This is a genomic window from Pseudomonas sp. GW821-FHT03E01 (genome assembly GCF_059420765.1).
The window spans coordinates 104714-130653 of the sequence record NZ_JBWKUI010000011.1 but is presented as its reverse complement, the minus strand read 5'-3'; the positions used below and the strand labels follow the sequence as shown (position 1 = coordinate 130653).

Annotated in this window: 24 protein-coding genes; all 24 read right to left on the bottom strand. The window is 59.5% G+C overall.

The window, feature by feature from the left end; translation table 11 throughout:
* Position 1 precedes the first annotated feature (1 nt).
* Complete coding sequence (locus AC07VO_RS19405) at positions 2–1207, bottom strand: sensor histidine kinase (RefSeq protein WP_173861127.1); 1206 nt, start codon at positions 1205–1207, stop codon at positions 2–4.
* Between the two features lie 127 nt (positions 1208–1334).
* Entirely contained in the window at positions 1335–2810 is a 1476-nt protein-coding gene (locus tag AC07VO_RS19400; protein WP_026345697.1) for a sigma-54 dependent transcriptional regulator, read from the bottom strand.
* A 172-nt stretch (positions 2811–2982) separates the two neighbouring features.
* Positions 2983–3279 (bottom strand): flagellar protein FliT, encoded by a 297-nt coding sequence (gene fliT / locus AC07VO_RS19395; protein WP_086945868.1) that lies wholly within the window; start codon positions 3277–3279, stop codon positions 2983–2985.
* 10 nt (positions 3280–3289) lie between these two features.
* Positions 3290–3685, bottom strand: coding sequence for a flagellar export chaperone FliS (fliS, locus tag AC07VO_RS19390; protein WP_064619487.1), 396 nt, complete (start codon positions 3683–3685; stop codon positions 3290–3292).
* A 126-nt stretch (positions 3686–3811) separates the two neighbouring features.
* Positions 3812–5254: a flagellar filament capping protein FliD gene (gene fliD, locus AC07VO_RS19385; RefSeq protein ID WP_064619490.1), complete on the bottom strand. Its 1443-nt coding sequence runs from the start codon at positions 5252–5254 to the stop codon at positions 3812–3814.
* Positions 5255–5336: 82 nt separating this feature from the next.
* Complete coding sequence (locus AC07VO_RS19380) at positions 5337–5702, bottom strand: flagellar protein FlaG (RefSeq protein ID WP_086945869.1); 366 nt, start codon at positions 5700–5702, stop codon at positions 5337–5339.
* Positions 5703–5773: 71 nt separating this feature from the next.
* Positions 5774–6619: a flagellin domain-containing protein gene (locus tag AC07VO_RS19375; protein ID WP_086945870.1), complete on the bottom strand. Its 846-nt coding sequence runs from the start codon at positions 6617–6619 to the stop codon at positions 5774–5776.
* A gap of 249 nt (positions 6620–6868) precedes the next feature.
* Positions 6869–7135: a hypothetical protein gene (locus AC07VO_RS19370; protein ID WP_086945871.1), complete on the bottom strand. Its 267-nt coding sequence runs from the start codon at positions 7133–7135 to the stop codon at positions 6869–6871.
* Positions 7132–8424, bottom strand: a complete 1293-nt coding sequence (locus tag AC07VO_RS19365; protein WP_086945872.1) for a motility associated factor glycosyltransferase family protein — start codon at positions 8422–8424, stop codon at positions 7132–7134. The genes AC07VO_RS19370 and AC07VO_RS19365 overlap by 4 nt, the downstream gene beginning before the upstream one ends.
* Before the next feature lie 82 nt (positions 8425–8506).
* Positions 8507–9433 carry a ketoacyl-ACP synthase III gene (locus AC07VO_RS19360; protein ID WP_018925031.1) on the bottom strand — a complete coding sequence of 309 codons (927 nt, stop codon included), beginning with the start codon at positions 9431–9433 and terminating at the stop codon, positions 8507–8509.
* Positions 9434–9662: 229 nt separating this feature from the next.
* On the bottom strand, positions 9663–10715 hold the full coding sequence (gene pseI / locus AC07VO_RS19355) for a pseudaminic acid synthase (protein ID WP_086945873.1): 1053 nt from the start codon (positions 10713–10715) through the stop codon (positions 9663–9665).
* The gene (gene pseG / locus AC07VO_RS19350; RefSeq protein ID WP_086945874.1) at positions 10712–12214 is read right to left on the bottom strand and encodes a UDP-2,4-diacetamido-2,4,6-trideoxy-beta-L-altropyranose hydrolase; all 1503 of its coding nucleotides are present in this window, start codon (positions 12212–12214) and stop codon (positions 10712–10714) included. Before pseG ends, pseI begins: the two co-directional genes overlap by 4 nt.
* On the bottom strand, positions 12211–12906 hold the full coding sequence (gene pseF, locus AC07VO_RS19345; protein WP_064619514.1) for a pseudaminic acid cytidylyltransferase: 696 nt from the start codon (positions 12904–12906) through the stop codon (positions 12211–12213). The genes pseG and pseF overlap by 4 nt, the downstream gene beginning before the upstream one ends.
* 6 nt (positions 12907–12912) lie before the next feature.
* Positions 12913–14076, bottom strand: coding sequence for a UDP-4-amino-4,6-dideoxy-N-acetyl-beta-L-altrosamine transaminase (gene pseC / locus AC07VO_RS19340; protein ID WP_086945875.1), 1164 nt, complete (start codon positions 14074–14076; stop codon positions 12913–12915).
* Positions 14073–15074, bottom strand: coding sequence for a UDP-N-acetylglucosamine 4,6-dehydratase (inverting) (gene pseB, locus AC07VO_RS19335; protein ID WP_019579558.1), 1002 nt, complete (start codon positions 15072–15074; stop codon positions 14073–14075). The genes pseC and pseB overlap by 4 nt, the downstream gene beginning before the upstream one ends.
* A gap of 30 nt (positions 15075–15104) precedes the next feature.
* Complete coding sequence (locus AC07VO_RS19330; RefSeq protein ID WP_086945876.1) at positions 15105–18041, bottom strand: glycosyltransferase family 2 protein; 2937 nt, start codon at positions 18039–18041, stop codon at positions 15105–15107.
* Positions 18042–18092: 51 nt separating this feature from the next.
* Positions 18093–18830 carry a cephalosporin hydroxylase family protein gene (locus AC07VO_RS19325; RefSeq protein WP_064619523.1) on the bottom strand — a complete coding sequence of 246 codons (738 nt, stop codon included), beginning with the start codon at positions 18828–18830 and terminating at the stop codon, positions 18093–18095.
* Between the two features lie 16 nt (positions 18831–18846).
* Positions 18847–19917 (bottom strand): class I SAM-dependent methyltransferase, encoded by a 1071-nt coding sequence (locus AC07VO_RS19320; RefSeq protein ID WP_086945877.1) that lies wholly within the window; start codon positions 19915–19917, stop codon positions 18847–18849.
* Positions 19907–20764: an NAD-dependent epimerase/dehydratase family protein gene (locus AC07VO_RS19315; RefSeq protein ID WP_086945878.1), complete on the bottom strand. Its 858-nt coding sequence runs from the start codon at positions 20762–20764 to the stop codon at positions 19907–19909. Before AC07VO_RS19315 ends, AC07VO_RS19320 begins: the two co-directional genes overlap by 11 nt.
* On the bottom strand, positions 20761–21987 hold the full coding sequence (locus tag AC07VO_RS19310; protein ID WP_086945879.1) for a class I SAM-dependent methyltransferase: 1227 nt from the start codon (positions 21985–21987) through the stop codon (positions 20761–20763). Before AC07VO_RS19310 ends, AC07VO_RS19315 begins: the two co-directional genes overlap by 4 nt.
* The gene (locus AC07VO_RS19305) at positions 21984–22544 is read right to left on the bottom strand and encodes a dTDP-4-dehydrorhamnose 3,5-epimerase family protein (RefSeq protein ID WP_018925020.1); all 561 of its coding nucleotides are present in this window, start codon (positions 22542–22544) and stop codon (positions 21984–21986) included. Before AC07VO_RS19305 ends, AC07VO_RS19310 begins: the two co-directional genes overlap by 4 nt.
* Complete coding sequence (gene rfbG / locus AC07VO_RS19300) at positions 22541–23623, bottom strand: CDP-glucose 4,6-dehydratase (protein WP_026286325.1); 1083 nt, start codon at positions 23621–23623, stop codon at positions 22541–22543. The genes AC07VO_RS19305 and rfbG overlap by 4 nt, the downstream gene beginning before the upstream one ends.
* A complete protein-coding gene (gene rfbF, locus AC07VO_RS19295; protein ID WP_019579550.1) occupies positions 23605–24378 on the bottom strand; it encodes a glucose-1-phosphate cytidylyltransferase in 774 nt (257 codons plus the stop codon). Before rfbF ends, rfbG begins: the two co-directional genes overlap by 19 nt.
* 311 nt (positions 24379–24689) lie before the next feature.
* On the bottom strand, positions 24690–25940 hold a 1251-nt coding region (locus tag AC07VO_RS19290), incomplete at its 5' end, for a calcium-binding protein (protein WP_495007661.1).

Below are 25940 nucleotides of genomic sequence, written 5' to 3'. Positions count from 1 at the left end.
TTCACTTCACTCCCTGAGCGCTGGACTGCTCACCCGCGAAAAGCGGCAGGATCACCTGCGCGCAAGTGCCGCGACCCGGCCGCGAACGCAACTGCAATTCTCCCTGATGAGCACGGGCCACTGCCTTGACCACGGTCAGCCCCAGACCGGTGCCGGTGGTTTTGGTGGTGAAAAACGGCTCGCCCAAACGTGCCAATACCTTCGTGTCGATACCACTGCCGCTGTCGCTGACCGATACGCGCAGGTTGTTGTCGCGGGTATACAGATGAACTTTCAAACGGACGTCGCCGGCGCTGGCCTGAATGGCGTTTTCGATCAGATTGAGGATCGCTCCGACCAGCGTATCGCGATTGCACAGCAACTCACCGGCATGACTGTCGCATTGCCAGCGCACCGGCAGATCCTGAACAAGAGTCAGCGCCGCCGCTTGCAGCGACTGCATCAGCATTTTTGGAGTAACACGATCGGTCAACGGCAGCTCACCGCGAGCGAACACCAGCATGTCGCGCACTTGGTGTTCCAGCTCATGCAGTCGCTCTTTCAGGCGGCCGGCAAAACGCTGCTGCGTGGCGACCGGTAGTTCCTGCTCAGTCAAATGACTGGCATAGAGCAACGCGGCGGACAACGGCGTACGAATCTGATGGGCCAACGAGGCGACCATGCGACCGAGCGACGACAGGCGCTCATGGCGGGCCAGTTGATCTTGCAGATGACGGGTTTCAGTCAGATCGTTGAGCAACACCAACTGACCGGGTTCGGCATCCAGCGAGCGGGTAGCGATCGACAGGCGCCGACCGTCCTTGAGGGAGATTTCGTGACCGTCGTCTTCGCGCGGCGCAAAGCATCGCGCAATGACCTGGCGCCACAACTCGCCTTCGAGGGGTAAGCCGAGCAGCTCACACGCAGCGGGATTGGCTTCACGCACGATGCCTTGGGCGTCGATGACGATGACGCCGCCGGGCAATAGATCGAGGAGGTTTTGCAGCCGGTTGGCCAGACGCTCTTTTTCCGCCAACTCCTGCATGCGCTGGGCGCTGACCACCGCCAGCTCACCTTTGAGCTCGGTGACCCGGGCTTCGAGCATGCTGTAGGAATCGGTCAATTGGCTCGACATCTGGTTGAACAGCGCAAACGCCTGCTCAAGGCCAAGCCGGCTTGCCTGCTCTACGGACGACGGTTGCCCCGAAACATCAGGGACAGGAGACATCTGGGCGGCTTGGGGCATTGTGCTCTCTCGCGTGGTGACCGTCAGTTAAACGGAACGTTGCGAGGGACGTAGCAATACCCGTGCCTAAAAAAAACTGCCTATAAATGAAGGGGTTGAAAAACAGGCGTCAATCATCCGCCTGTTCATCACCATCTCGACGACTCATGCCGTACTTGCGCATCTTCTCCACCAGGGTCGTGCGACGAATACGCAGCCGTTCGGCCGCCCGCGCCACAATGCCGTTGGCGTCATCCAGCGCCTGCTGAATCAACCCTTGCTCCAGACCGCCGAGGTAGTCTTTCAGGTCCAGGCCTTCCGGCGGCAGCAGCGCATTGGCGGTGAAGTCCGGGGTATGACCGTTGATGGCCACCCGCTCTTCGAGATCACTGCGCAGGCTGTCGACCAACTGCTCGTCTTCGTCATCGACGTAGCGGAATTTCTTCGGCAACTCGACCACGCCGATCACCCCGTACGGGTGCATGATCGCCATGCGCTCCACCAGGTTGGCCAGCTCGCGAACGTTGCCCGGCCAGCCGTGACGGCACAGCGACATGATCGCCGCCGAGTTGAACCGGATCGACCCGCGCTTCTCGTGCTCCATGCGCGAGATCAACTCGTTCATCAGCAACGGGATGTCTTCGACGCGCTCACGCAACGGCGCCATCTCGATCGGGAACACGTTCAGGCGATAGTAGAGGTCTTCGCGGAACGTGCCGATCTCGATCATGCTTTCGAGATTCTTGTGGGTTGCCGCGATGATCCGCACATCGACGCTTTGGGTCTTGTTGCTGCCCACGCGCTCGAACGTGCGCTCCTGCAAGACGCGCAACAGCTTGACCTGCATCGGCAACGGCATGTCGCCAATTTCGTCGAGGAACAGCGTACCGCCGTTGGCCAGCTCGAAACGCCCGGCACGGCTGGTGATCGCCCCGGTGAAGGCACCCTTCTCGTGACCGAACAATTCGCTTTCCAGCAACTCGGCCGGAATCGCCCCGCAGTTGACCGGAACGAACGGCGCTTCACGACGCTTGGAGTGGTAGTGCAGATTGCGCGCGACCACTTCCTTGCCAGTGCCGGACTCACCGAGGATCAGCACGCTGGCGTCGGTGTCGGCGACTTGCTGCATCATCTGACGGACGTGTTGAATCGCCCGGCTGGTGCCGACAAGGCTGCGGAAAAGATTCGGTTCACGGTGACGACCGCGCTCACGGGCCTGGTCATACATCTCGCGATAGACCTGGGCACGGTGCAACGAATCGAGCAGTTTGCTGTAGCTGGGCGGCATTTCGAGCGTCGAAAGCACTCGGCGACGCTGGTCTTCCGGCAAGTCAATGGAAGAATTATCGCCCATTAACAAAACTGGAAGGAACTCATCCCAGGTTGAGAGTGTCTTTAACAGGCCCAAAAGTGCACCAGGAGCATTTACCGTCCCGATGAGGACACAGATTACTTCACGACTTGATGACAGAGAGCCGACCGCCTGCTGCCAGTCATGGCTGCCACAGGGTAAATTTTCTTCGCCGAGAAAATTTAAAATCACCGCCAAATCGCGGCGGCGGACGCTATCGTCATCAATCAGCAGAATTTTGGTTTCACGCCACATGCAATAGCAACTTCCCTAGTCAACTCAATGCCCAAAATGAGGGGCAAGCTAGACGCTTGCAGACACGTTGTGCCTGTAGACGCCTGAAATCTGGAACCAGCCACTAGTTAAGTCAAAAAACCGTGCACAGTCAAATTTATGGCGCACTATGTTTGGATTAACTGAGGGTTAATTAACCAAACAGATGGTAAACCTTTGCCGCGTTCTGTGCTTGGTGGATCTGCGACATCTCGTCGACTATCGCTTGTCGCTCCCCCGTCGCCGCTTCCAGGAGCTGTTTATACACCCCCAGCAACTCCTCCAGGTTTTCGCGCAACGCGGCCTCGTCCACCGAAGCTTCACTCAAGACGTCTTCCATGCAGGAACGGCAAGCCAGGTCCAATTCACCGATGGCTTCCCAGTTACGCTCGGCCAATGCCTCGACCAGGGCGTCCCGGGTTTGTTCGATTCGCTGCAATACAAGACTCATGGTGATCTCCTTAAAACTGGGGAGCAGGTGCGCCAATAGCATCCCAACCGTCTTTCACCGTGCGAAGCAAATCGGCAACTTCGTCGAGGATTTTCGGATCGGTCTTGAGGTTGGCTTCTGCCAGGCGTTTCATCATGTAAGCATAGAGATTGTCCAACTCACCAACGGACTCCGCCTGCTTCTCCAGGTCCAATCCCTCTCGCAAACCACCGATAATGCCGATGGCCTTGCCGATTAGAACACCCTTGCTGGCGACATCCTTGCGCTCCATGGCGCCTTTAGCCTGAGCGATGCGATCCAGACCGCCTTCCATAAGCATTTGCACCAGACGATGAGGGCTGGCCTCGGAAGTCTGGGCTTGCGCGCCAATCTTCTGGTACTGCCGAAGGGCTAACATCGGGTTCATGCTGTACCTCATCTAAACTCTGTGATTCGTATAATCAGGCTATCGACATAGCGTCAAAAATCTTTAGCCCGAAACTAAAAAAGCCCGACAAGCGGAATCCGCTGCCGGGCTTTTGGCGTTTATGCGCTATGAAGCGTTTTTCTGCGCATTCATCGCGTCGAACATCGAAGTGATATTGCTCGCCGTTGCCTTCAGCTTGCCGACAAGGGTATCCATGTCGTTGTACTTTTTGGTCAGCACCGCCGTCAGCGTCTCGACCCGACGATCCAGGGCTGCCTGCTGGTTGGCCAGATTGCTCTTGGCCTTGGACAGGTTGCTCGAACGGGTGTCGAGGATCCCCTCACTGCCAGTGATCGTGTAAGGGGTGATGGCATCGTTCATGCGCGTGAGCAGCCCCTTGGCGGCATCGCCAGTCGCCGTCGGATCGCCCAGGAACAGCTTCTGAACCTCACCACCGAGCTTCTGGGTGTCCATCGCATTGGTGAACTTGGCGCTATCGAAATCCAGCGCACCGGTTTTCTGATTGGTGGTGATACCCAATTGCGACAGAACAGTGAGCTTGTCGCCAGCACCGGTAGTCACCAACGGTGAACGAATCGATGCCATGATACCGCGCGCCAATGGGTCACCGGTCAGTGCAGCAGCAACGGTCAGCTTGCCGTCTGCATCCAGGGATGGCTTGGTCAACGTATTTACACTGGTCACAACCTGGTTATAAGCGTCGACGAAAGCTTGAATGGACTTTTTCAGACCATCACTGTTCGGACCGACCGTCACCGTCGTGGTTACATCACCACCGGCGACCAGATTGAGGGTCAAGCCAGAAACAGCCGAGTCAACCTTGTTGCTTTTGCTGGTCAGCGCGAGCCCGTCCACGGTGAAATTGGCGTCCTTCGCGAAATCGCCGATAGCACCAGCCGAAGTCGCTGTCGGTGTTGCGCCCATTTGCTGGCCGGCATTGATTTCCAGACCCGCAATACCGCTGAGGGTGATATCGGAACCGGCACCGGTCGCCGTGGAACCCATCACCAGACGCGAGCCAAACGAGTCAGTCACGATGTTGGCACTGAAGCCATTCGCGCCCTGCTGGGTGTTGATCGCATCGCGAACCGATTGCAACGTCGCGCCCGCCGGAATGGTGACAGAACTGGATACGCCGTTTTGCGTGATATTGAGCGTGCCGCTCGCAATGGCACTGCTGGCGCCGCCGGCAAAGGCTGCGGTGGCCACTTTGGACGAGGTCGCAAGGTTAGAGACCTTGACCACGTAAGAGCCGTTGACGGCGGTGTTGCTGGCCACAGCGGTCAATACTTTCGCGTCGGCGGAAGTGGCGTTGTAGCCGAGGAATTGCGGAGCCTGCGTATCTTGCAGCTTCTTGATCGCAGCCTGGAAGTTCGCCAGGACACTTTTGAGAGTACCAATACCGGAAATCTGCGCAGTGTTGGTGGTCGTCTGACGATCGATCTGATTCTGCTTGGCCGCCTTGTCGGCGTTGACCAGAGCCTTGACGATATCACCGGTATTAATACCGGAACCTAAGCCCGTGCCCGGTAGAATTGGACTTGCCATGTGGAACTCCCTTCAGTGTGTCGCCGGCCTTTTGACCACTACAACGCCCAAAAGAACATAGCAACAAAATTCGTGCCAGTTGTCAGACTTTGGCGCTGAACAACAGGCTGCTTGCATCATTCAAACTGTTCGCCAGCTTAAGGACTTCTTCGTTGGGGATTTGACGAACCACCTCACCGGAGTCACTGGCAATCACTTTGACCACAACTTTGCCTGAAGGCTCATCAATCGAGAACTCCAGGTTGCGCTTGACCGACTGAACGAACTTTTCGATTTCCTGGACGGCCATCTTCAGTTTTTCCTGCTCGGTCTGGTCTTTTTTACCTTCTTCCTTGACGGCAACCGCTGGCGCAGTTTCCGCTCGAGGCTTTTCCGCAGGCTTGTCGGCAACAGTCGTCGCCTGCTGGGCCGCAGGATAAGACAAGTTCAGCTTGACGCTCATATCCATGTCCACCACCTCTTAAATTAAAAAGCGAGAGAGCGCGACAAGCGCACTCCCCCGCCAAAACTCATCGGCTATTACTGAAGCAGTTTCAGTACAGCGGATGGCAGTTGGTTGGCTTGAGCCAGAACTGCGGTGGAAGCTTGTTGCAGAGTTTGTTGCTTGGTCAGCTGTGCAGTTTCAGCAGCGAAGTCGGTATCTTGTACGCGGCTCAGTGCAGCACTGGCGTTTTCGTTGATGTTTTGCAGGTTGGAAATGGTGGTCGAGAAACGGTTTTGAGCAGCACCCAGGTCAGCGCGAGTGGCGTTGATGTTTGCCAGAGCAGCGTCGATAGCCGAGATAGAAGCATCAACAGAGCTGTGGTTAGCAGTGTTGGAAACGCCGGAAATGGTGGTACCGGTCATGCCCAGGGCGCTGGCGTCGAAGCTGGTCGACAGGGTCAGAGTGATCTGGTTGTCGGAAGTAGTGTTCGAACCTACCTGGAACTGCATTGCACCAGCAGTACCGTCGATCAGCGCCTTACCGTTCAGGTTGGTCGACTGAGCGATACGGGTCAGTTCAGCGATCGACTGTTGGTATTCTTTGTCCAGAGCGGTACGGTCAGCAGTACCGTTGGAGTCGTTGCGCGATTGCACGGCGATTTCACGCATACGCTGCAGAATGTTGGTCGATTCTTGCAGAGCGCCTTCAGCGGTCTGAGCGATCGAAACACCGTCGTTGGCGTTTTTGATAGCCATGGTCTGACCACGGATCTGCGAAGTCATACGGGTAGCGATCTGCAGGCCGGCGGCGTCGTCTTTGGCGCTGTTGATTTTCAGGCCGGAGGACAGGCGGGTCATCGAAGTCGACAGTGCGTCGGACGCACGGTTCAGGTTCTTCTGAACACTCAGGGAAGTAGTGTTAGTGTTTACTGTTAAAGCCATGACGAATTCCTCGTTGGTTGGGTACTGCGGCTTCCGGCCCTGGCAACCGCCCGGTATGGCCTAGAGAACCTTCGTAATAGTTATCGTCGCCAATGCAGGTTGCTTGAGGGGATTTTTGAAATTTTTTGCCATCACCCTGCCACCCCCTGTAAAACCGAGGCTTAGCGACGATCCAACCACCAAAAAATGACGCCAGAGAACTGCCACAACCCTTTCTTACAGCCCCGCTCCCGCTGATCTGCCACGGCATTACGCAGAATTGACAGCCACCAGCAAATCGACCAGTTCGTATTCAAGGTAATCCGCCAGCGCCAGCCAGTCCTGTCGTTCCTGACTATCCAGCATACCTGTCAGTAATGCCGTCCACCGGGCCGCGATCTGGCTCTCGGCCCCGCCGACCCGCGACTGCACCTGCTCCGCCACCTCGACCATGACCAGCGCCGCCTCGACATCCCTTCCCAGGCGAAACAACGCTGAACATTGCCGGGCCTGATCAACGAGTAGCACTTCGCTCATCGACTGAACTCCGGATGAAATGTCGTGCCGGCAATCATGGCCCCGGCTCGACTGCTGTTGTAGAAGACGACATGTGGATTCGCAGCGATATAGCGCTCCAGCTCACACAGGTAGCTGCGGAAATTGAGCTGGGTCTTGACCCGCTGCCCATGCCCATCCAACACCCAATGACGAGCCGCGCCCAATTGCGGACCAAGGTCACCGTCATTCCAGCCGGCATGGGTCTTGTTGTTGGGGAACGCGAAGTCAGCCCCGAACAGCGTGATCTGACTGGCGCCCATTTTCACCGCCAGGTCCACCGCCGGATGAATCACGCTGCCGCCTGCAAACAGCCCTGCCCGTGGGAGCAGCTCGCGCAGAACCCGAAAAATCGGACTTGCCGAGTAAGCGACATAGCGTTTGCCTTGCCAGGCCTGCAAGACCGCAGGAGCCACCAGCGGCATGTAGACCAGCGTGATGTTTGCGCTGTCCTCGGGCGGCAGATGGCGCTGCGAGATACGCTGATCGATCGTGACGACCACATCCGGCTTGATACCGCTCTCGATCAGCGGCCTATAAGCGGTATCGACACAAACGAACAGTGGTCGCGGGGTCTGGCCGCGAATTGATCGCAAGGTCACGAAGTGCTGTTCCAGGCTCGGCCCGGTGGCGATGACAAACATCGGCTGGCCAGCGTGTGCTGCGAACAATTGTGCGGCGTCACTATCGACGCGGATCTGTTCGACACTTTCCAGCAGGCGCGTCGCTATTTCCGGATTGTCCGGATCGAACTCACGGTTGTTGAACGTCAGATGGGTTTCGCTGATCAAGCGGTCGCGGATCTTCGCGTTGAAGTCATCGGCCAGCACCAGCTCCGAAGGCAGGGCAAAGAACGGCAGACAAATCTCAGCCAAATCACCGGCGTAGTGCAGCTCGACCCGCGAATCGCTGAGCCATGGCTGCTGATCGAGCAATTGCAGCACCAGCGCAAACACTGCGCCGCTAAGGATATGAACATGCAGCCGAATCAGCCCCGAACGCTGCAGCAGCTCCAGTTGCAGATCACCCAGCCCCGTGCCGTAAACGTGCAACACCGGACTGTCGACCGGCAGGCTTGCGGCTTGAAGCTGCGCTTCGCGGGTACGGTCATGGCGACTGGTCAACTGAATGCCGTTGATGCTCAGGGTCGAGCCGAGCCCTTCCACCAGATCGGCCTGCAACGGGCCCGGATCTTCAGACAGCAGACGCTCAGCCACGGCCGGCCAGCGACGCTGAATGAGTTCGGCGTTGGGTTGAAAAAACTCGCTCATGGCGCCTCGCTGTGATTCGGGCAAAAAAATAGCGCTCAAGGTTACACCTTGAGCGCTTTTTTTGTGTCCGGCTTTTAGAAGATCAAGGGCGATAGATGATCGCCGAACCCCAGGACAAACCAACACCAAAACCGCTGAGTGCCACACGCTTCCACTTGGAATCGAGCACGTGTTTTTCCAGCAGCAATGGAATGCTCGACGACACGGTGTTACCGGTCTCGACCATGTCCTTGAGGAACTTCTCGGGCTCGCCTTCGAAGCGTCGCGCCACGGCATCGACAATCGCCGCACTGCCCTGGTGAATGCAGAAGGCATCGATATCGTCGGCCGTCAGACCCGAGTCGCCCAGCAGCTCGTGCAAATGCGCAGGGACTTTGAGCAGCGCGAAGTTGAAGACCTGACGGCCATTCATGAAGAACACCCCGTCGGTGACCTTCAGGTGCGGCGCACCGGAACCGTCGGTGCCGAACTTGGCCTTGCCCAACTGCCATGGAGCGTCTTCGCCCATCCAGGTGGCGGTGGCGGCATCGCCGAACAACATGGTGGTGTTGCGGTCTTCCGGGTCGACGATCTTCGAATACGGATCGGCGGTCACCAGCAAGCCATTCTTCAGGCCTGCGGCTTCCATAAAGCCCTTGATGGCGTAGATGCCGTAGACGTAACCGGAGCAGCCCAGGGAGATATCGAACGCGGCCACGGTCGTCGGCAGGCCCAGCTTGTCCTGAACGATGGCGGCGGTGTGCGGCAGGCCTTCTTCGTCGCCGTTCTGGGTCACGACGATCAGCACGTCGATGGCTTCACGCTTCAATTCAGGGTTGTTGGCGAACAGCGCGTTGACTGCTTCGACACACAGGTCCGAGGTTTCTTGCCCGGCGTCTTTGCGCGGCAGGAAAGCCGAACCGATCTTGCCCAGGATGAACTCTTCATCCTTCTCGAATTTTGCACCTTGTGCGTAATTGTCCACGCCGGCTACAGGAACGTAGCTCGCAATGCTCTTTATGCCAATCATTACGGCTTCCCAATAATAAACAGCCCAATACCACCGCTCGCAAGGAATCGAGGGGCGCCGACAAACAACGAATAACGTCGCCCTCAACGAGGTGACAGCGGGAAGAGTAAAAGGCCATCACTGAGCCAAAAGCAGGCCAGGCGCCCTCTTCCCTATTTATACAATACAGTGAAGATGCGCGTAATGACTCGCAGGTCACGCTATTTTGCCGAATCAGCCCCACAAGCGGTTATTCGACCAGCGACCAGTCCAGCGGCGTTCCGCGCTTGATGGCCTGGCGGGCACGGCGGCCCAGAAGGGTTTCAGCGTGTTTCGGGGCCAGCCCCAGGCCCGGACGGATGGCCCGCAGATTGGCGGCGGTAAATGGCTCTCCGGCGATCATGTCCTGGGTGACATACAGCGACCGGCGGTACACCAGGGACTTGCGCTCGGCGTCAGTCACGCCGTAATGCACCTGGCCCATGGCCTGCCAGGCGCGCTCGGTTTCGACCACCAGGCTGGCGAGTTCGGCCGGTTCCAGCGAGAAACTGGCATCCACGCCTCCGGCGGCACGGTCGAGGGTGAAGTGTTTTTCCACCACCGTCGCCCCCAGCGCTACGGCGGCGACAGACACCCCGACACCCATCGAATGGTCGGACAAACCGACTTCACAACCAAACAACTCACGCAGATGAGGAATCGTGCGCACGTTGCTGTTGGCGGGCGTCGCCGGGTAAGTGCTGGTGCACTTGAGCAACACCAGATCCTTGCAACCGGCCTCACGGGCGGCACGCACGGTTTCATCGAGCTCGGCGATGCTGGCCATGCCGGTGGAAATGATCAGCGGCTTGCCGGTGGCCGCAACCCGACGAATCAACGGCAGATCAGTGTTCTCGAAGCTGGCGATCTTGTAGGCCGGCACATCGAGTCTTTCGAGGAAGTCCACCGCGGTGTCATCGAACGGTGTGGAAAACGCCAGCATGCCCAGCTCTTTGGCCCGGGCGAAAATCGGCGCGTGCCATTCCCACGGCGTGTGGGCCTTTTCGTACAGCGCATACAGCGAAGAACCGGCCCACAAGCTGTTGGGGTCCTTGATGAAGAACTCGCCTTCGGACAAGTCCAGGGTCATGGTCTCGGCGGTGTAGGTTTGCAGCTTCAAGGCATGGGCGCCGGCCTTGGCCGCGGCTTCGACGATTTTTATCGCCATGTCCAGCGACTGGTTATGGTTGCCGCTCATCTCGGCAATGATGAACGGCGGCGCATCGGCACCGATCGAGCGATTACCGATCTTGAAACTGGTCATTGTTCTGGATCCTTCAACACGCGCGTGAACGCGCAAGCACTCTGAGTAAAACCACCCTCGCGGAAAACCTTCAGCGATGGCTGATTGGCCGGCAGCACCTGAGCGGTGATGGCCTCAAGTTGTGGCCAATGCGCCGTGACGAACGCTTCGCCCCGCGCCAGCAGCGCCCTGCCCCAGCCCAGGCCGAATCGGCCTTCGAACAGATAGATCGAGACCTCGGCCCGAGTACCGTCAAGGTCATAGCGCAGCATACCGACCGGGCCGTCATCCGCCTCGGCAATCAACAGCAGTCGCTGAGGGTTGTTCAGGCTCGCGGCCAACCAGACCTGATGCCGCTGCCAATCGATGGCGTGGGTGTCCAGCGACCAGCGCCGTACTGCCTCGGCATTACGTCCCTCGAACAACAATTGCGCATCGTCCGGATCGGCTCGACGCACCTGCAGTACCGCTCCCGCCAGTGCTGCCGCCACCCGCTGCGCGCCACGGCCATCGACCAACTGCCGTGAGCGTTCGGCCATACTTTGACGAAAACCTTGATTGCCTACGACAAAACCGATGGCTTGGCGCAACTGCTCGACGCTGACATGCTCGCGGTTGCCCAGGAACACATGAGCGCCCGAGGTCGCCATCACCTCGCCGTTGGCCTGCTGATTATTCGAGACCGCAATGCAAATCGTCGGCAGCCCCATGGCCGCCCGCTCCCAACTGGTGCCGCCACCGGCACCGATAAACAGGTCAGCCTCGGTCATCAGCCGATAGAAATCGCTGACAAAACTGTGCAGGCGCCAGTTCGGACGATACGCCGCCAGCGCCTGCATCTGCTCCCAGGCCGGGTTGTTGGCCCCCGCCACGAAATCGACCTCCAGCTCATGAAGGTCCGCCAGCGCCAACATCGCGTGGTGGGTCTGCATGGCCGCATCGAAGCCGCCGAAGTTCACCAATACTCGCCTGGCCCGAGGCTTGATCTCGACCGCCGGGCAGCAGAACTCATCGCGCAACATCGCAAAACGTGGACCGAGCAAGGTCTGGCAGTCGGGCGTCAGCAGCGAGGCATAAGCCTCTGGGGTGCCCGACAGATTTTGATTGAGCAGCAGATCGACGCGGTACTGCCGAGTGGCCAGGTCATCCACCGCGGCGATCCGTGATGCCCAGCGACGGGCCGCAGTCTGCCAGTGATGATCGAGGCCATAGTGGTCGACGATGATCCAGTCGAAAGCCGGATGGCGTTCCAGGGCTTGCGCCAGCGCGGCGATGTCCGCCTGCCAGGGCAGCATCGATTCGATGGCCTGCTGCGGATCTTCATCGGGGTAGCGTGCCGGCAGCGCGAAGGTCTCGAAGCCCTCGCTTGCCAGGCTGTCCAGTCGATGCCCCGGCAGCAGGCGACAGGCGAAGGCAACGTGCGTGCCCTGCTTGCGCAACACCCTGGCCAGGGTCAGACAGCGGGCGATATGGCCGCTGCCAATGGTTGGCGACGCGTCAGCGCGGATCAGTATCCTCATTGCAACTCACCACCAGCCTTCAATGCGGCGTAAAGGTATTCGGCGCGTTTCCAGTCTTCAAGGGTGTCGATGTCCTGTACCAGGTAGCGCGGCAGAATCACCGGCAGGCTCGCTGGCGAGAACAGTGCATCACCACGCAACCAGGCCTCGCTGCGTCCCCAGTAGAACTGGCCGGCGTCTTGAAAGGCTTCGGGCAAGTCCTGGGAGCGGGTGTCACGAAACTCCGGATAGAGCGAGGTCAGGGCGCCCTGCGCGTCGAGGGTCAAGGCCCGCTGCACCGGAAAACCAAAACCGGTGACTGAAAACGCGAAAGACTTGTCCGGGTGCTGCACCAGCAACTCATGCCCCTGACGCAGATAACGCGCTTGCAACAACGGCGCCGTCGCATAGATGCAGCAGGCATGGTCGAACGGTGGCAATTGATTCAAGGCATGCACAATCACTGCCGCAGTCCCGGTGAAATCGTCAGCCAGTGCCGAAGGCCGCATGAACGGCACCTGAGCGCCATTGGCTCGTGCGACGTCGGCGATTTCCTCATCGTCGGTACTGACGATCACCTGGTCGAACAGGCGCGACTCCAACGCCGTGCGAATCGAACGGACGATCATCGGCACGCCGTCGAACGGCTTGAGGTTCTTGCGCGGGATTCGCTTGCTGCCACCACGGGCCGGAATGATCGCAACACAGCTCAAGAGTCACTACTCCTCAAGGATCAGCCGTCGCAATTGCTCGACCACATAGTCCTGTTGTTCATCGCTCAGCAGAGGAAACAGCGGCAGGCTGATGGCCTCGGCGTAATAACGTTCGGCCTGGGGGAAATCACCCTCGGCAAAACCCAGGTCGCGATAGTACGGCTGCAAGTGCACGGGAATATAGTGCAGATTCACCCCGACACCGGCCGCTCGCAAGCCTTCGAACACCTGTCGATGACTGAGGTTGATCCGCTCCGTCTGCAAGCGCACCACGTACAGATGCCACGCCGATTCGGCTTCAGGCTGCGCGCTGGGCAAGGTCAGCGGCAAGTACGCCAGCAACCGGTCATAACGCGCCGCCAGTTCGCGTCGACGCTCGATAAAGCCATCGAGCTTGTTCAGCTGTGACAGACCGAGTGCCGCTTGCAGATCGGTGATCCGGTAATTGAAGCCCAGCTCCACTTGCTGGTAGTACCAGGGGCCGTGGCTGGGTTCGGTCATCTGCTCGGGGTCACGGGTCATGCCGTGGCTGCGCAGACGTTGCAAGCGTTCGGCCAGTTCCGGGCGATTGGTCAGCACCATGCCGCCTTCGGCACTGGTGATGATCTTCACCGGGTGGAAACTGAACACGGTCATTGCCGCGAATTCACCGCAACCCACCGGGCGCCCGGCATAGGACGCGCCGACCGCGTGGGAGGCATCCTCGATCACCGTGAAACCGTAACGCTCGGCCAGTTCGGCGATCATGCGCATATCGCAGCTCTGCCCGGAGAACGCTACCGCCACCAGCACTTTCGGCAGCTTGCCGTCGCGCTCGGCGATTTCCAACTTCGACGCCAAGGCGTAGGCATCGAGGTTCCAGGTCAGCGGGTCAATGTCGACAAAATCGACGTCGGCGCCGCAGTAGCGACCGCAGTTGGCCGAGGCCAGAAAGGTATTCGGCGTGGTCCATAACCGATCGCCCGGCCCCAGGCCCGCGGCGAGACAGGCAATGTGCAACGCCGCCGTGGCATTGCACACCGCCACCGCGAAATCGGCCTGGCACCGCTCGGCCATCGCCTGTTCGAAACGCTCGATGGTCGGCCCTTGGGTCAGCCAGTCAGACTGCAACACGGCGACCACCGCATCGATGTCGGCCTGATCGAGGCTTTGCCGACCGTAGGGAATCATGCCGACAGTTCCGCGTGCAGGTCGGCGATCTGGCCGACCGACAGGAAGTGCGGGTTGGTATCGGAACGGTACTCGAAATCTTCGCCCACCGGCCGGCCCTGCTCGCCCAGTTTGTCCACGGCAAAATCCACGTCGACGCTGGTGAAACGGATCGACGGCTGAATGGTGTAGTGATCGTCGAACTCCAGGGTCATGCGCGCGTCGTCCAACGGCACCATCAGCTCATGGAGTTTTTCCCCCGGACGAATGCCGACGTGTTTGTGCGGCAAATGTTCAGCCATGCCCTGCGCCAGGTCGACGATGCGAATCGACGGGATCTTCGGCACAAATACTTCACCACCGTGCATGCGGGCGAAGCTGTCGAGCACAAACTTCACGCCGTGATCGAGGGTGATCCAGAACCGCGTCATGCGCTCATCGGTGATCGGCAGCTCTTTGGCGCCCTCGGCAATCAGCTTGCTGAAGAACGGCACCACCGAACCCCGCGAGCCGGCGACGTTGCCATAGCGCACCACGGCAAACCGGGTTTGTTGCTCGCCGGCAATGTTGTTGGCAGCCACGAACAATTTATCCGACAGCAGCTTGGTCGCGCCGTACAAGTTGATCGGGCTGGCAGCCTTGTCGGTGGACAGCGCGACAACTTTTTTCACGCCGTTGTCGATGGCCGCGGCAATGATGTTTTCCGCGCCGTTGACGTTGGTGCGGATGCATTCGGTGGGGTTGTATTCCGCCGCTGGCACTTGCTTCAGCGCCGCGGCGTGCACCACATAATCGATACCGCGCATGGCCTGACGCAAACGGTCGGCGTCGCGCACATCACCGATGAAGTAACGCATGCACGGCGCGTTGAACGTCTGCTGCATCTCGTACTGCTTAAGCTCATCGCGGGAAAACACCACCACACGCTTGGGCTGGTATTGCTCCAGCAAGCGGCGGATGAAGTTGCGTCCGAACGAACCGGTGCCGCCAGAGATGAAAATCGATTTACCGTTGAACATGCCTTGAGTCCTTTTACCTGTCAGCCAGGCTTATGCGAGCAACTGCGCCCAGTTCACACTGGTCGGTTCGCCGAGAGTAAAGCCCTTGCCGGTCAAGGCCAGGTTCTGGTTGTAGGCTGGATCCTGTTCGAAACGCGATTGCCACTTGTCGCGCAGGGCGGCTACCGCCTGCGGGTGATCCGGCAATGAGCCGGGGTGGGCGATTTGCACTTGCGGCGTCCATACGGTCAGCAACCCGGCATCGGCGACTTTCAGGCACAAGTCGACATCGGCATACGCTTGCTCGAAATGCTCTTCATCCAGCCCGCCCAGTGCATCGAACACCTCTTTGCGCACCATCAGGCAAGCGTCGGAAACTGCCGAATAATTCTGCTCGACCAACAGTCGATGCATAGGACCCGGTGCGTCTTTTTTCGCGCCGACGAACGCAGAGGCCACGCCGTCCCCCAGCCCCAGAATCAAACCGGCGCCGGTCACGCTGCCCTCGCGATCAACCAGCTTGGCCCCCACCACCCCCACTTCCGGCCGCTGAGCCTGGTTGAGCAAAGCTTCGATCCAATTGGCATTGACCACCTCGGCGTCTGCCGCGAGCAGTATCAAGTACTCACCCTGTGCCTGCGCGGCGGCCTGGTTGAGCAGTGCCGACGGGCTCACGCGCTGCTCGTTCTTGATCAGGCGAATCCGCCCGCGACCGTTTTGCTCCAGACTGTCGAGCCACGTCAGCAGATCGGCTGACTGGCTGTGGTTGTCGGCGATGATAATTTCGTTGTTCTGATAGCGCGTACGCTGCAATACGCTCACCAGGCAGCGCTGCAATGGCTCCTGATCGCCTTCGCTGCGGACGATGATCGACACCTTCGGACGCTGGGCATGCCGGTAGTCGATCCGCAAGCCACCAAATGCCTCGGCACTGACCTGCGCCTGATAACCACGGGTTGCCAGGTGGCGTACCAGGGTCTGACGTTGGTGCTCATTCGGCGCCAACTCCACCGCCGGGGTGATCAGCAATGGCTCGGCCAAATGCGCCAGCCCTGCCAACCCGCCAGCTTCGATCAGGCGCAGCAGCAGGTCGAATTCCAGTGCATCGCTGAACTCGCGGGCATAACCACCGACATCCACCAGCACTTCGCGTCGGATCAGCCAATGCCGGGCGGTCAACGTCGGCAGACTTTGCAGCAGGTCGAGGTTGAAGGCCGGGCGGAAAACCTCGGTCAATGTGCCGTTACTACGGCGATGAATCTCATCCATCGCCACCGCACGGCAACCTTCCGCGTCCTGCAACTCAAGGCTGGCGCGCAGGAAGCCGGCAGCGGTGAACTCATCGCCGGCCTCGGCCAACAGCAGCCAGTCCGAGGTTGAGCGCTGGGCAATCTGGTTCAGTTTATCGACGTAGTTGCTTGCGCTGACCTTTACAAAATGCACGGTATTTTGTTCGGTGGTGACGTCAGGCAAATCACCGGTGGTGAAGACCACCACCTTGAAGGCGCGGAAAGCGCTTTCCATCAGACTGTCAAAGGTGACCTGCAACTTGTCCATGTCGGCTTCAAGATCCAGCAACAGAATGCCAAACTGAGGCCCGCCCTCATTGGCCGCCAGGTGTTGATTGATTTTCCGTACCGCGGTGTCGTTCGGCTGGCGTGCCTGCAACCAGTTCAACAGCCGGCCGGAGGGCATGCTGCCCAGCAACTCACGGCTGTCGTAGGTCGGTAGGCTGCCGAGGCGGGCAATCCAGTCCGTCAATATTTTCGCATCGGCGCTCTCGCCCATGTCCAGCAGTTGCTGCACCAGTTTTTGCACGACCTGACGGTTGAAGGCGCCCAACTGCACGGCATGCAGCAAACGAGTCTGGATGGTCTCGGGCGTGTCGTTGGAATAAGTGCGCTGCAACGTATGCTGCTGAAGTAATGCACCCTCCATTTCTTCCAGCTGCAAGCGGCCGGCCGGCATCGCATGGAGCAGGAATTCGCACTCGGTCAGTTGATCAAAAAACGCCTGGTTGTAAAACGGCATCTCGACATATTGCTGGGTGCCGAATGCGCGTTTCGGGCCAATGGTGGGATCTTTCCAGTAGGACTCGAAGATCGGCTCGATAGTCAATGCATTGCGCGTGGCCAGGCTGTCGGCCAGCGCCTGGAAACTTTGCAGGGCGAACTCTGCGGTCTGCTTCTGGTTCAGGTCACTGATGTCGGTCGGCAGCGTGGCGAGGAAACCGGCAAAGCGCTCACGCTCGGCGACCGAACGGGCGTCTTTGAAACTCAGGACGTGAATGATTTCGGTATTGTGATCCGAACGGCCGTAGTTGACCTCCCGCACCACATAAGGCATTGGCAGAATCCGCGCCTTGGCCCGCGCGAGCATGTAATACACATGGCCGATTTCCTGCCACTCGAAAATCGTGCCCTCCGGCATGGCCGCATACCAGTCCTGCAACAGCGAGGTGCGGTGCACCGCATAGAACGGCGGAATGTACTGGCCCATGTAGTCGAGCACACGATCCTGCGCGCGCTCGGCGTTGTAATCCTCTTTTACCTTCTTGTCGCGACGGTAGTACTGCACATAGTTGGAGTGCGTCAGGTACATCAGGCAGTAGCCGTGGCACATGCCGTAATCAGGGTTGGCCTCGAGGAAGTTCACCGATTCGGTCAGTGCATCGTGCAGCAGGAAGTCATCGTCGGAAGCCAACACCATGTACGGCGTGGTGACCTGGCTGACGCCATACCCGAGCTTTTGCTGAAACCCCGTGTAGGTGAACTGCGGCAAATGACGATAGTCGACCGACGGAAAGTCGGTTGCGATGCGCTCATCGCCCTGCACGGACGAATCCAGCACCAGCACCTTGGCGGAGTAACGGCTGTAGTACTGCAAGGCGCGTCGCAGGAACGCCCTGCGGTTGTGGGTGATAACCACCACCGTGAACAGCTCGTTCAGCGGTGTCACGTTGGTTTGAGTGCTGCTTTGAACCTGCATTTTCCTATCCCCACAACCGGCCGATCGCCAAGTACCTGAAGCTGTTTTTGATTAACGAACGCGACGCAGATAGCCGTCCGGCGCCACGGTGATCAGCAGTTTGTTTTGCATCTGCTGGTCGATCTCGAAGTCCTTGTTCTCTTCCAGGTACTTCCACACCGCAGTTTTCGGGTTATCGCCCGGGCCCCATGGACGATCCGGGAAGAAATCGGCTGGCATGTCTTCGACCACGGTGTCCATGACCACGCAGTAGCTGTCCACCGACACCAGTGGTGCGTACAGGCGCAGTTCTTCCAGCACGTGATCGTGGGTGTGGTTGGAATCGAGCACCAGAATGACTTTCTTGCCTTCAGCGGCAGCACGCACTTGGGCGGCGATGGCCGGGTCGATGCTCGAACCTTCGATCATCGAGATGCGCTTGCTCATCGGGTGACTCTCGATGGCTTCACGGTTGTGTGCACGGATATCGAGGTCGATGCCCAGCACTTCGCCGTGGCCTTGCAGCTCCAGCAAGGAGGCGTAGTAAATGATCGAGCCGCCGTGGGCGATGCCGCATTCGATCACCAGGTCCGGTTTGACCTGCCAGATGATTTCCTGCATCGCCATCATGTCTTGTGGCAGCTGGATGATCGGACGGCCCATCCACGAGAAGTGGTAGCTGTACTTGTGCTTGGCCGATTCGTTGAAGAAATCCCGGGCCAGGCCGGTGAGTTTCTGGTCGTCACCCTGCTGGGCGATCTGTTCCCGGCATTCGGCTTCGAAGGCTTTATTGATGGTGTTGTCGGTCATTTTAGAATCTCAATAGTCACTGGAACGAAGCGCTGTCGACGGCGTGATAGACGTAGCGTCCACCGGTCATCCGCTTGATTTCTTCGAGGTAGTTGGAGTTCATCACAAACAGGTTGGCGCCTTCGGGCAAGGCATCCATGGCCTCTTGCGGCGAAGACACCCGCACGCCACTCAGGGGCAGATAACGCCCCTGTTTGGCCGGGTTGATATCCACCACGCGATCCACCGCCACACCCGCGCGTTGCAGGAACAACGAATAAATCACGCCTTTGGACGAGGCACCCCAGATCGCCGAACCTTGCTCGGGCGCCGCTTGAATGATCTGCACCGCGCGCTCGAGGCTGCTGGTGAAACCGTCCGGCAATGCCAGGCGCGGCACCGGTTGGTCCGGTGTCAGGCGCAGCGTGGCCAGGTCGGCGACGATGTACAGGTATTGGCCACCGAACAGGTGACCGGCCTCGTGCACGGTGCCGAACATCCGGCGCAGGTCATCGAGGCGGAAATAATTGACGTGCTCGTAGAACAGGTCGAACCAGGCGCGGTGCTCAAGAATCCAGTCGAAGCACGGCACTTCGATGTAGATCTGCCCGCCCTGATTGGCCTCGGCCATCTCGGCGAGAAAACTCACCGGGTCCTGGATATGTTCCAGCACATGCCGCAGCACGATAGCGTCCGCCGACAGCCCCAGGCCGCGAGTGAACGGCGCCTTGATCACGTCGGCGTTGTCGCCTTCGTAGGCCGGGTCGATACCGGTGATGGCGTAGCCCAGGCCTTTGAGCAGTTCAAGAAAGTAGCCTTTGCCGCAGCCGACTTCGATCAGTTCCTGCCCCTTGAAGTGGCGGGCAATGATCCCTTCGACATCGCTCAGGTGCTTCTGGAACTGGCCGGAATGCGCCTGCTCGTTCTGATAGTCGGCGTCGTAGCTGAGCTTGTCGGCGTCGAAGGCCTGATTGAAGATCAACCCGCTCGTCTCGTCCTGCACCAACAGCATGTCGGCGCTGGCCGATGCCCTGGCCGACTCCGGGTCGGCAAAGGTACGGTTCTGCAACACCGGCAGGTCGGCGACCCGATACAACTCATGCCTCATGCTCTGCTCCCAGTAGCTGTTGCAAACGGTCCGCCACGCCCCAGAACGCCATCGGTTCATGGGTCGGGTATGGGTAATGGCCCAGGTTCAAACGGATCGACGCGCCACGCTCACACAACCGCTGCTCGACCAGCGCCCTGACCGATACCGGCTGGCCGCTGGAGCAATTGATCACGCCATCGAACTCACGCTGTTGCAGGATCGCGGCGAGGTAATCGGCAGCCGTGTCGATCGCCAGGTAATCGCGCAACTGCTCGCCGGCCGACATGTTGAAGCTGTCGTCCCCGGCCTCGATTGCCCGGTCCAGTGCCGCCAGCAAACTGTTGGGGTTCTGCCCTTCCCCGTGCAGGTAGAACAGCCGCGCCCATTGCAGGGTGAAGGGCTGTTGGCGCTGCAGGTTTTCGAGGAACAGACGCAAGGTGTTCTTGGCCAGCCCGTAAGGGTTACTCGGCCGCGCCTCGGTCTGCTCGCTGAGCGGCCCGCTCTGCAGGCCGTATTCGAAACAGGTGCCGGTGACCAGCACCTGCGACACACCCGCCTCGACCGCACCTTTGATGAACCGGTAATCGGCCATCAGGTTGTGTTCGAAGTGAAACAGCGCCTGATAATTCGGCAACCCCGGCCAGGCGAGATGTGCCAAGGCATCGACGCCATCGGTCAGCGCGGCAAAGTCCAGGTCGGTGGCATGAACATCCGCGGCCACGAATTCCACGGCGTTGATCCACGGCAATTGCGCGGCGGTCTCGGCGTTACGCGCCACGGCCCGCACCTCGCAGCCACGGGCGAGTAAAGCCGCGACCAGATGTCGGCCGACGAACCCGGTGGCACCGGTGACCAGCACCTTCACAGTACGGTCAACTCAGGCACGGCGATCACGAAACGGCCGTCCCACTGACGCACCTGCGCCAGCTGCTGACTGACTTCGTGCAGCAAATTCCATGGCAATACCAGAACGTAATCCGGCTTTTCCAGATCGATCTGCGCCGGCGAAACGATCGGAATGCGACTGCCCGGCAAGTACTTGCCCTGCTTGTGCGGGTTGGCATCGGCCACCCAGGCCAACAGGTCCGGTTTGACCCCGGCGTAGTTGAGCAAGGTGTTGCCCTTGGCTGCCGCACCATAACCGACCACGCGCTTGCCGTCGGCCTTGGCTTGCAGCAGGAAACGCAGCAGTTCGTGCTTGATGCCCTCGGCCGCTGGCGCCAGGGTCGCGTAGTACTCGGGGGTTTTCACTCCCGCTGCCAGCTCGGCCTGCAACTGCTGTTGAACGGCTGGCTGCACCTCACGGCGAACACCGTCGGCCCGCTGGACGAACACCCGCAACGAACCGCCATGGGTCGACAACTGGCTGACATCGAACACTTCCAGGCCATTGCGCTCGCACAAGGTCTGCACGGCGGTCAGGGACAGGTAGGAATAGTGCTCGTGATACAGCGTGTCGAATTGCTGCCCGGCCATCAGCGTCAGCAGTTGCGGAAATTCGAACGTCGCCACACCGGTCGGCTTGAGCAAGGTGGAGAACCCACCGAGAAAATCATTAATGTCCGGCACATGCGCCAACACGTTGTTGGCGGCCATCAGGTCGGCGGCCCAGCCTTCGCTTTTCAGCTGCGCGGCGGTGTCGCGACCGAAGAACAGTTCGCGAATCTCCAGGCCTTTTTCCCGCGCCGCTTGCGCGGTGCTGCGGGTTGGTTCAACGCCCAGGCAGGGGATGCCGCGCCCGGCAACGTACTGCAACAGGTAACCGTCGTTGGCGGCGATTTCCACCACGCGACTGTCGGCAGTCAGGCCGAAGCGTTCGACCATCTCGGCGACATAGCGCTCGGCATGGGCCAGCCAGGTGCTGGAGAACGAACTGAAATACGCATACTCGGCGTCGAACAGACTGTCGGCGCTGGTGTAATCCTCGGTCTGCACCAGCCAGCACTGCTGACACACCGCGACCTTCAATGGCACCCATTGCTCGGCTTGTTCCAGGCGATCGGCGTGCACATAGGCGTTGGATGGCGGCGAGGTGCCGAGATCGATCAGCGGCAAGGCCAGAGGAGTACCGCAACCACGGCAGTTCATAGACGCACTCCAGCGAAGTGTTCATCGAGCAAGGGATGGCTGGAATCCCTGGCCGACAGATTATTGACAGGCAACGGCCAGGCAATCGCCAGCCGTGGATCGTTCACCGACAACCCGCCCTCGTACGCAGGCGTGTAATCAGCGCTGTGCAGGTAGAGCAATTCGGCGTCATCGGTCAGCGTCTGGAAGCCGTGGGCGAACCCGGACGGGATCAGCAAGCTGCGACCGTCACCGGCCTTCAGGTGCTCGGCGTGCCAGTGCAGAAAGGTTTCGGAATCGGGGCGCAAGTCCACCGCCACATCCCAGACTTCGCCGCGCAGGCAGGTAATCAACTTGGCTTCCGGCGCATTGGAATTTTGATAATGCAGACCGCGCACACTGCCCCGCGCACGGGTGCAGGAGTGGTTGATCTGGCGGATATGAAACGGCTGGCCGAAAGCGCTCAGGCTGCCTTCGCAAAACAGCCGGGCGAAATGCCCACGATCATCTTCGAAGCGTTTGTGCTGCACGCTGAACAGACCGGCCAGCGGCAAGGCTTTCAACAGAAACTCGCTCACAACGCGCCTCGGTACAGGTTCAACTGGTTCAGGGTGACTTCACGCATGTCATCACCGTTCTGCCACGCCAGATGCCAATCGAGGGTCTGGGTCAGGCACTGCTGCAACGACCAGCGCGGTTGCCAGGCCAACCGTTGACGGGCGCGACTGCTGTCCAGGCGCAACAGGCCGGCTTCGTGCAAATCACTCGGCTCGATGCGCAATCCGCGTGCTTGCGGCCAGCGGCTGGCAAGCAACTCGACCACTTCGCCGACGCTGCACATGTCCGCTTCGCTCGGACCGAAGTTCCACGCGCCGGCAAACTGTGGGCCTTGTTCGTAGAGACCGGCAGCCAATTGCAGGTAACCTGCCAAAGGCTCAAGAGCGTGCTGCCATGGGCGCACGGCCTGCGGGTAGCGCAGGGTCACTGGCTGGTCGGCCGACCAGGCCTTGAGCACATCGGGAATCAGGCGTTCCGGCGCAAAGTCACCGCCGCCCAGCACATTGCCAGCACGGGCGGTGGCCAACGCCAAGCCATGCTCGGCGTACTTGTCGGCCGGGAAAAACGATGCGGCATAAGACTGCGCCAACAATTCGCAGCAAGCCTTGCTGCTGCTGTAAGGATCGTGACCGCCCAGGGCTTCGTCTTCGCGGTACGGCCACAGCCATTCCTTGTTGGCGTAGACCTTGTCGGTGGTCACTAACACACAGGCACGCACGCCGCCGACCTGGCGGATCGCTTCGAGCAGATTGAGCGTGCCCATGACGTTACTGGAATAGGTGCCGAGCGGATCGCGATAGCCTTCGCGCACCAGCGGTTGGGCCGCCAGGTGCAGGACGATTTGCGGCTGGGTTTCGACGATCAGTTCCAGCAAGGCGCCCAGATCACGCAGATCACCACGCTGATCGTTGATGCCCTCGTGTACCCGCGCCAGTTCGAACAGGCTCGGCTCGGTGGACGGATCGAGCGAAAACCCGCTGACCTCGGCCCCGAGGCTTTGCAGCCACAACGTCAACCAGCTGCCCTTGAAACCGGTGTGGCCGGTCAGCAGCACCCGTTTGCCACGCCAGAACTCCGGACTCAGGCCCATTGCTTCCATGGGGCCTCCCCGCTCTGCCACAGCGCTTCGAGGTGGTTCTTGTCGCGCAGGGTGTCCATCGGGTGCCAGAAGCCTTCGTGTTCGAAAGCCTTCAACTGTTCGTCCTGGGCCAGCCGGGTCAACGGCTCGGCTTCCCAAGTGGTCTCGTCACCGCCGATGTACGACAGCACTTTCGGCGACAGCACGAAGAACCCGCCATTGATCCAGCCACCATCGCCACGGGGTTTCTCGGTGAAACCGAGCACCTGATCGCCGTGACGCTCCAGGGCGCCGTAACGGCCCGGCGGTTGTACGGCGGTGACGGTCGCCAGACGACCGTGGGCGCTGTGGTAGTCCACCAGTTGACGGATATTGATATCGGAGACGCCATCGCCATAGGTGAAGCAGAACGCCTCTTCGTCCTTGAGGTAACGACCGGCACGCAGCAAGCGGCCACCGGTCATGGTTTCCTCGCCGGTGTCGATGAGAGTGACGCTCCACGGCTCGCTGTAGTTCTGGTGCACGTCCATGCGGTTGTTGCGCATGTCGAAGGTGACGTCGGAGGTGTGCAGGAAGTAGTTGGCGAAGAAGTCCTTGATCGCATAGCCCTTGTAGCCAAGGCAGATCACGAAGTCATGAATCCCGTGGGCGGAGTACTGTTTCATGATGTGCCAAAGAATTGGCTTGCCGCCGATCTCGATCATCGGCTTGGGCTTGAGGTGCGACTCTTCGCTGATGCGCGTGCCCAGGCCACCCGCCAGAATTACTGCCTTCATCGTCTCCCCTCTTGTTCTTCACAGAGCTCGGCCAAGCTATTTCAAGCTTTTGCGGGCTGTCTGGCTAAAACGCTCTGCCGTGTCAGGCGCTGGCGTACCGGCCGCAAGCGCTCGTTTTATGGCGATTTGAGGGGGACTTGCAGGAAACGCGCCAGCTCTTTCAGGTCGGGGGACAGCACTTGAATCAGCGACAGAGGGTAATTAGCAGCTATGCGGACCCAATAAAAAGGGGAACCGGGTCAATCACAACCAGATTCCCCAATTACTTCAAAGAAGACCTTCAACTCCATTACGAGTGAAGATCCAAAACCTCAACCAAACAAATCGAACGCGTCACCATTGGCGGTCTTGAAATGCTCAATGGTAGTGAAGCCTGCGTACCAGTCCTGCAGTTTCACACCATGGTCGGGCACAGCGCCTTGAGTATCAAAGCGATCGTAGAGATAGAGATCATTGTCAACTCGCATGAGCTGCAAGTCGGCTGCGGAGTTGACATTGTTCAATATCAGCGTGTCATTGATGCTTGTTCCGTCATCGCGGATAGTCACCAACTTACTGGTATTAACGGTATAGGTATCATCGCCCTCTCCACCGTTGGCAAAGCCTCCAGACTTCATGTTCCAGGCGAATTCACCCTTCACGTTCAGGGTCAACTTGTCATTGCCGACGCCGCCGAGCAACACGAAGTTGTCACCGGTGCCGCTCAAAATATCGTCGCCGTCACCGCCATCGGCCGTGCCGCTGACCACCGTGAGGCTATCGTTGCCAGCTTCGCCAAAAGCCATGGTTCCACGATCATCGGCAGCACTGGTGATGACATCGCCACCATTGCCGCCATACAGCATGTCGGCCTGAGGCCCGCTTGCTACACCGCCAAGGGAGAATGGCCCGATCTGGGAGTACAAACCGCCGTAGATGGTATCGCCACCGTCGCCGCCATAAACCAGATCATTGCCCAGACCACCCTCAAGGTAGTTCCCGACCGCATCACCGGTCAGCGTGTCGTCGAAGTGGCTGCCCACTACGCGTTCGATGTTGAGCAAGACGTCGCCTTGCGCATCGCCACCCTGAGTGACCCCGGTCTGTAGGTTGATATTCACGGCAGTTGCGCTGTTGATGTACCAGGCGCTGTCCAGCCCTTCACGCCCATCGATCCGGTCGGCACCGGCGCCACCGATGAAAATGTCGCTGCCAGTGGATCCCGACAGCGTGTCGTCAAAACTGCTGCCCTGGAAAATCTCGATCCCGGTGAAGGTATCGCCAGCGGCATCGCCCGCATTGACATTGGTTTTCAAATCTATTGTCACGGCAGTGGTGGATTGTTCATAGCTGACCAGGTCCTGACCGGCTGCGCCGTCCAACCCCATGGCAGTGGTGCCACCGATGAAGATGTCGTTGAGCGCGGTCCCACGGAGGGTTTCGATATCGACGTAAGTATCGCCAGCCGCGATACCGGAGTGGATGCCTGTCATCAAGTTAAGGGTCACCGCCACGGTGCTGTCGGTGTAGCCGACAGTGTCCATACCGGCGCCGCCGAAGAACTGGTCTGCACCGCCGCCACC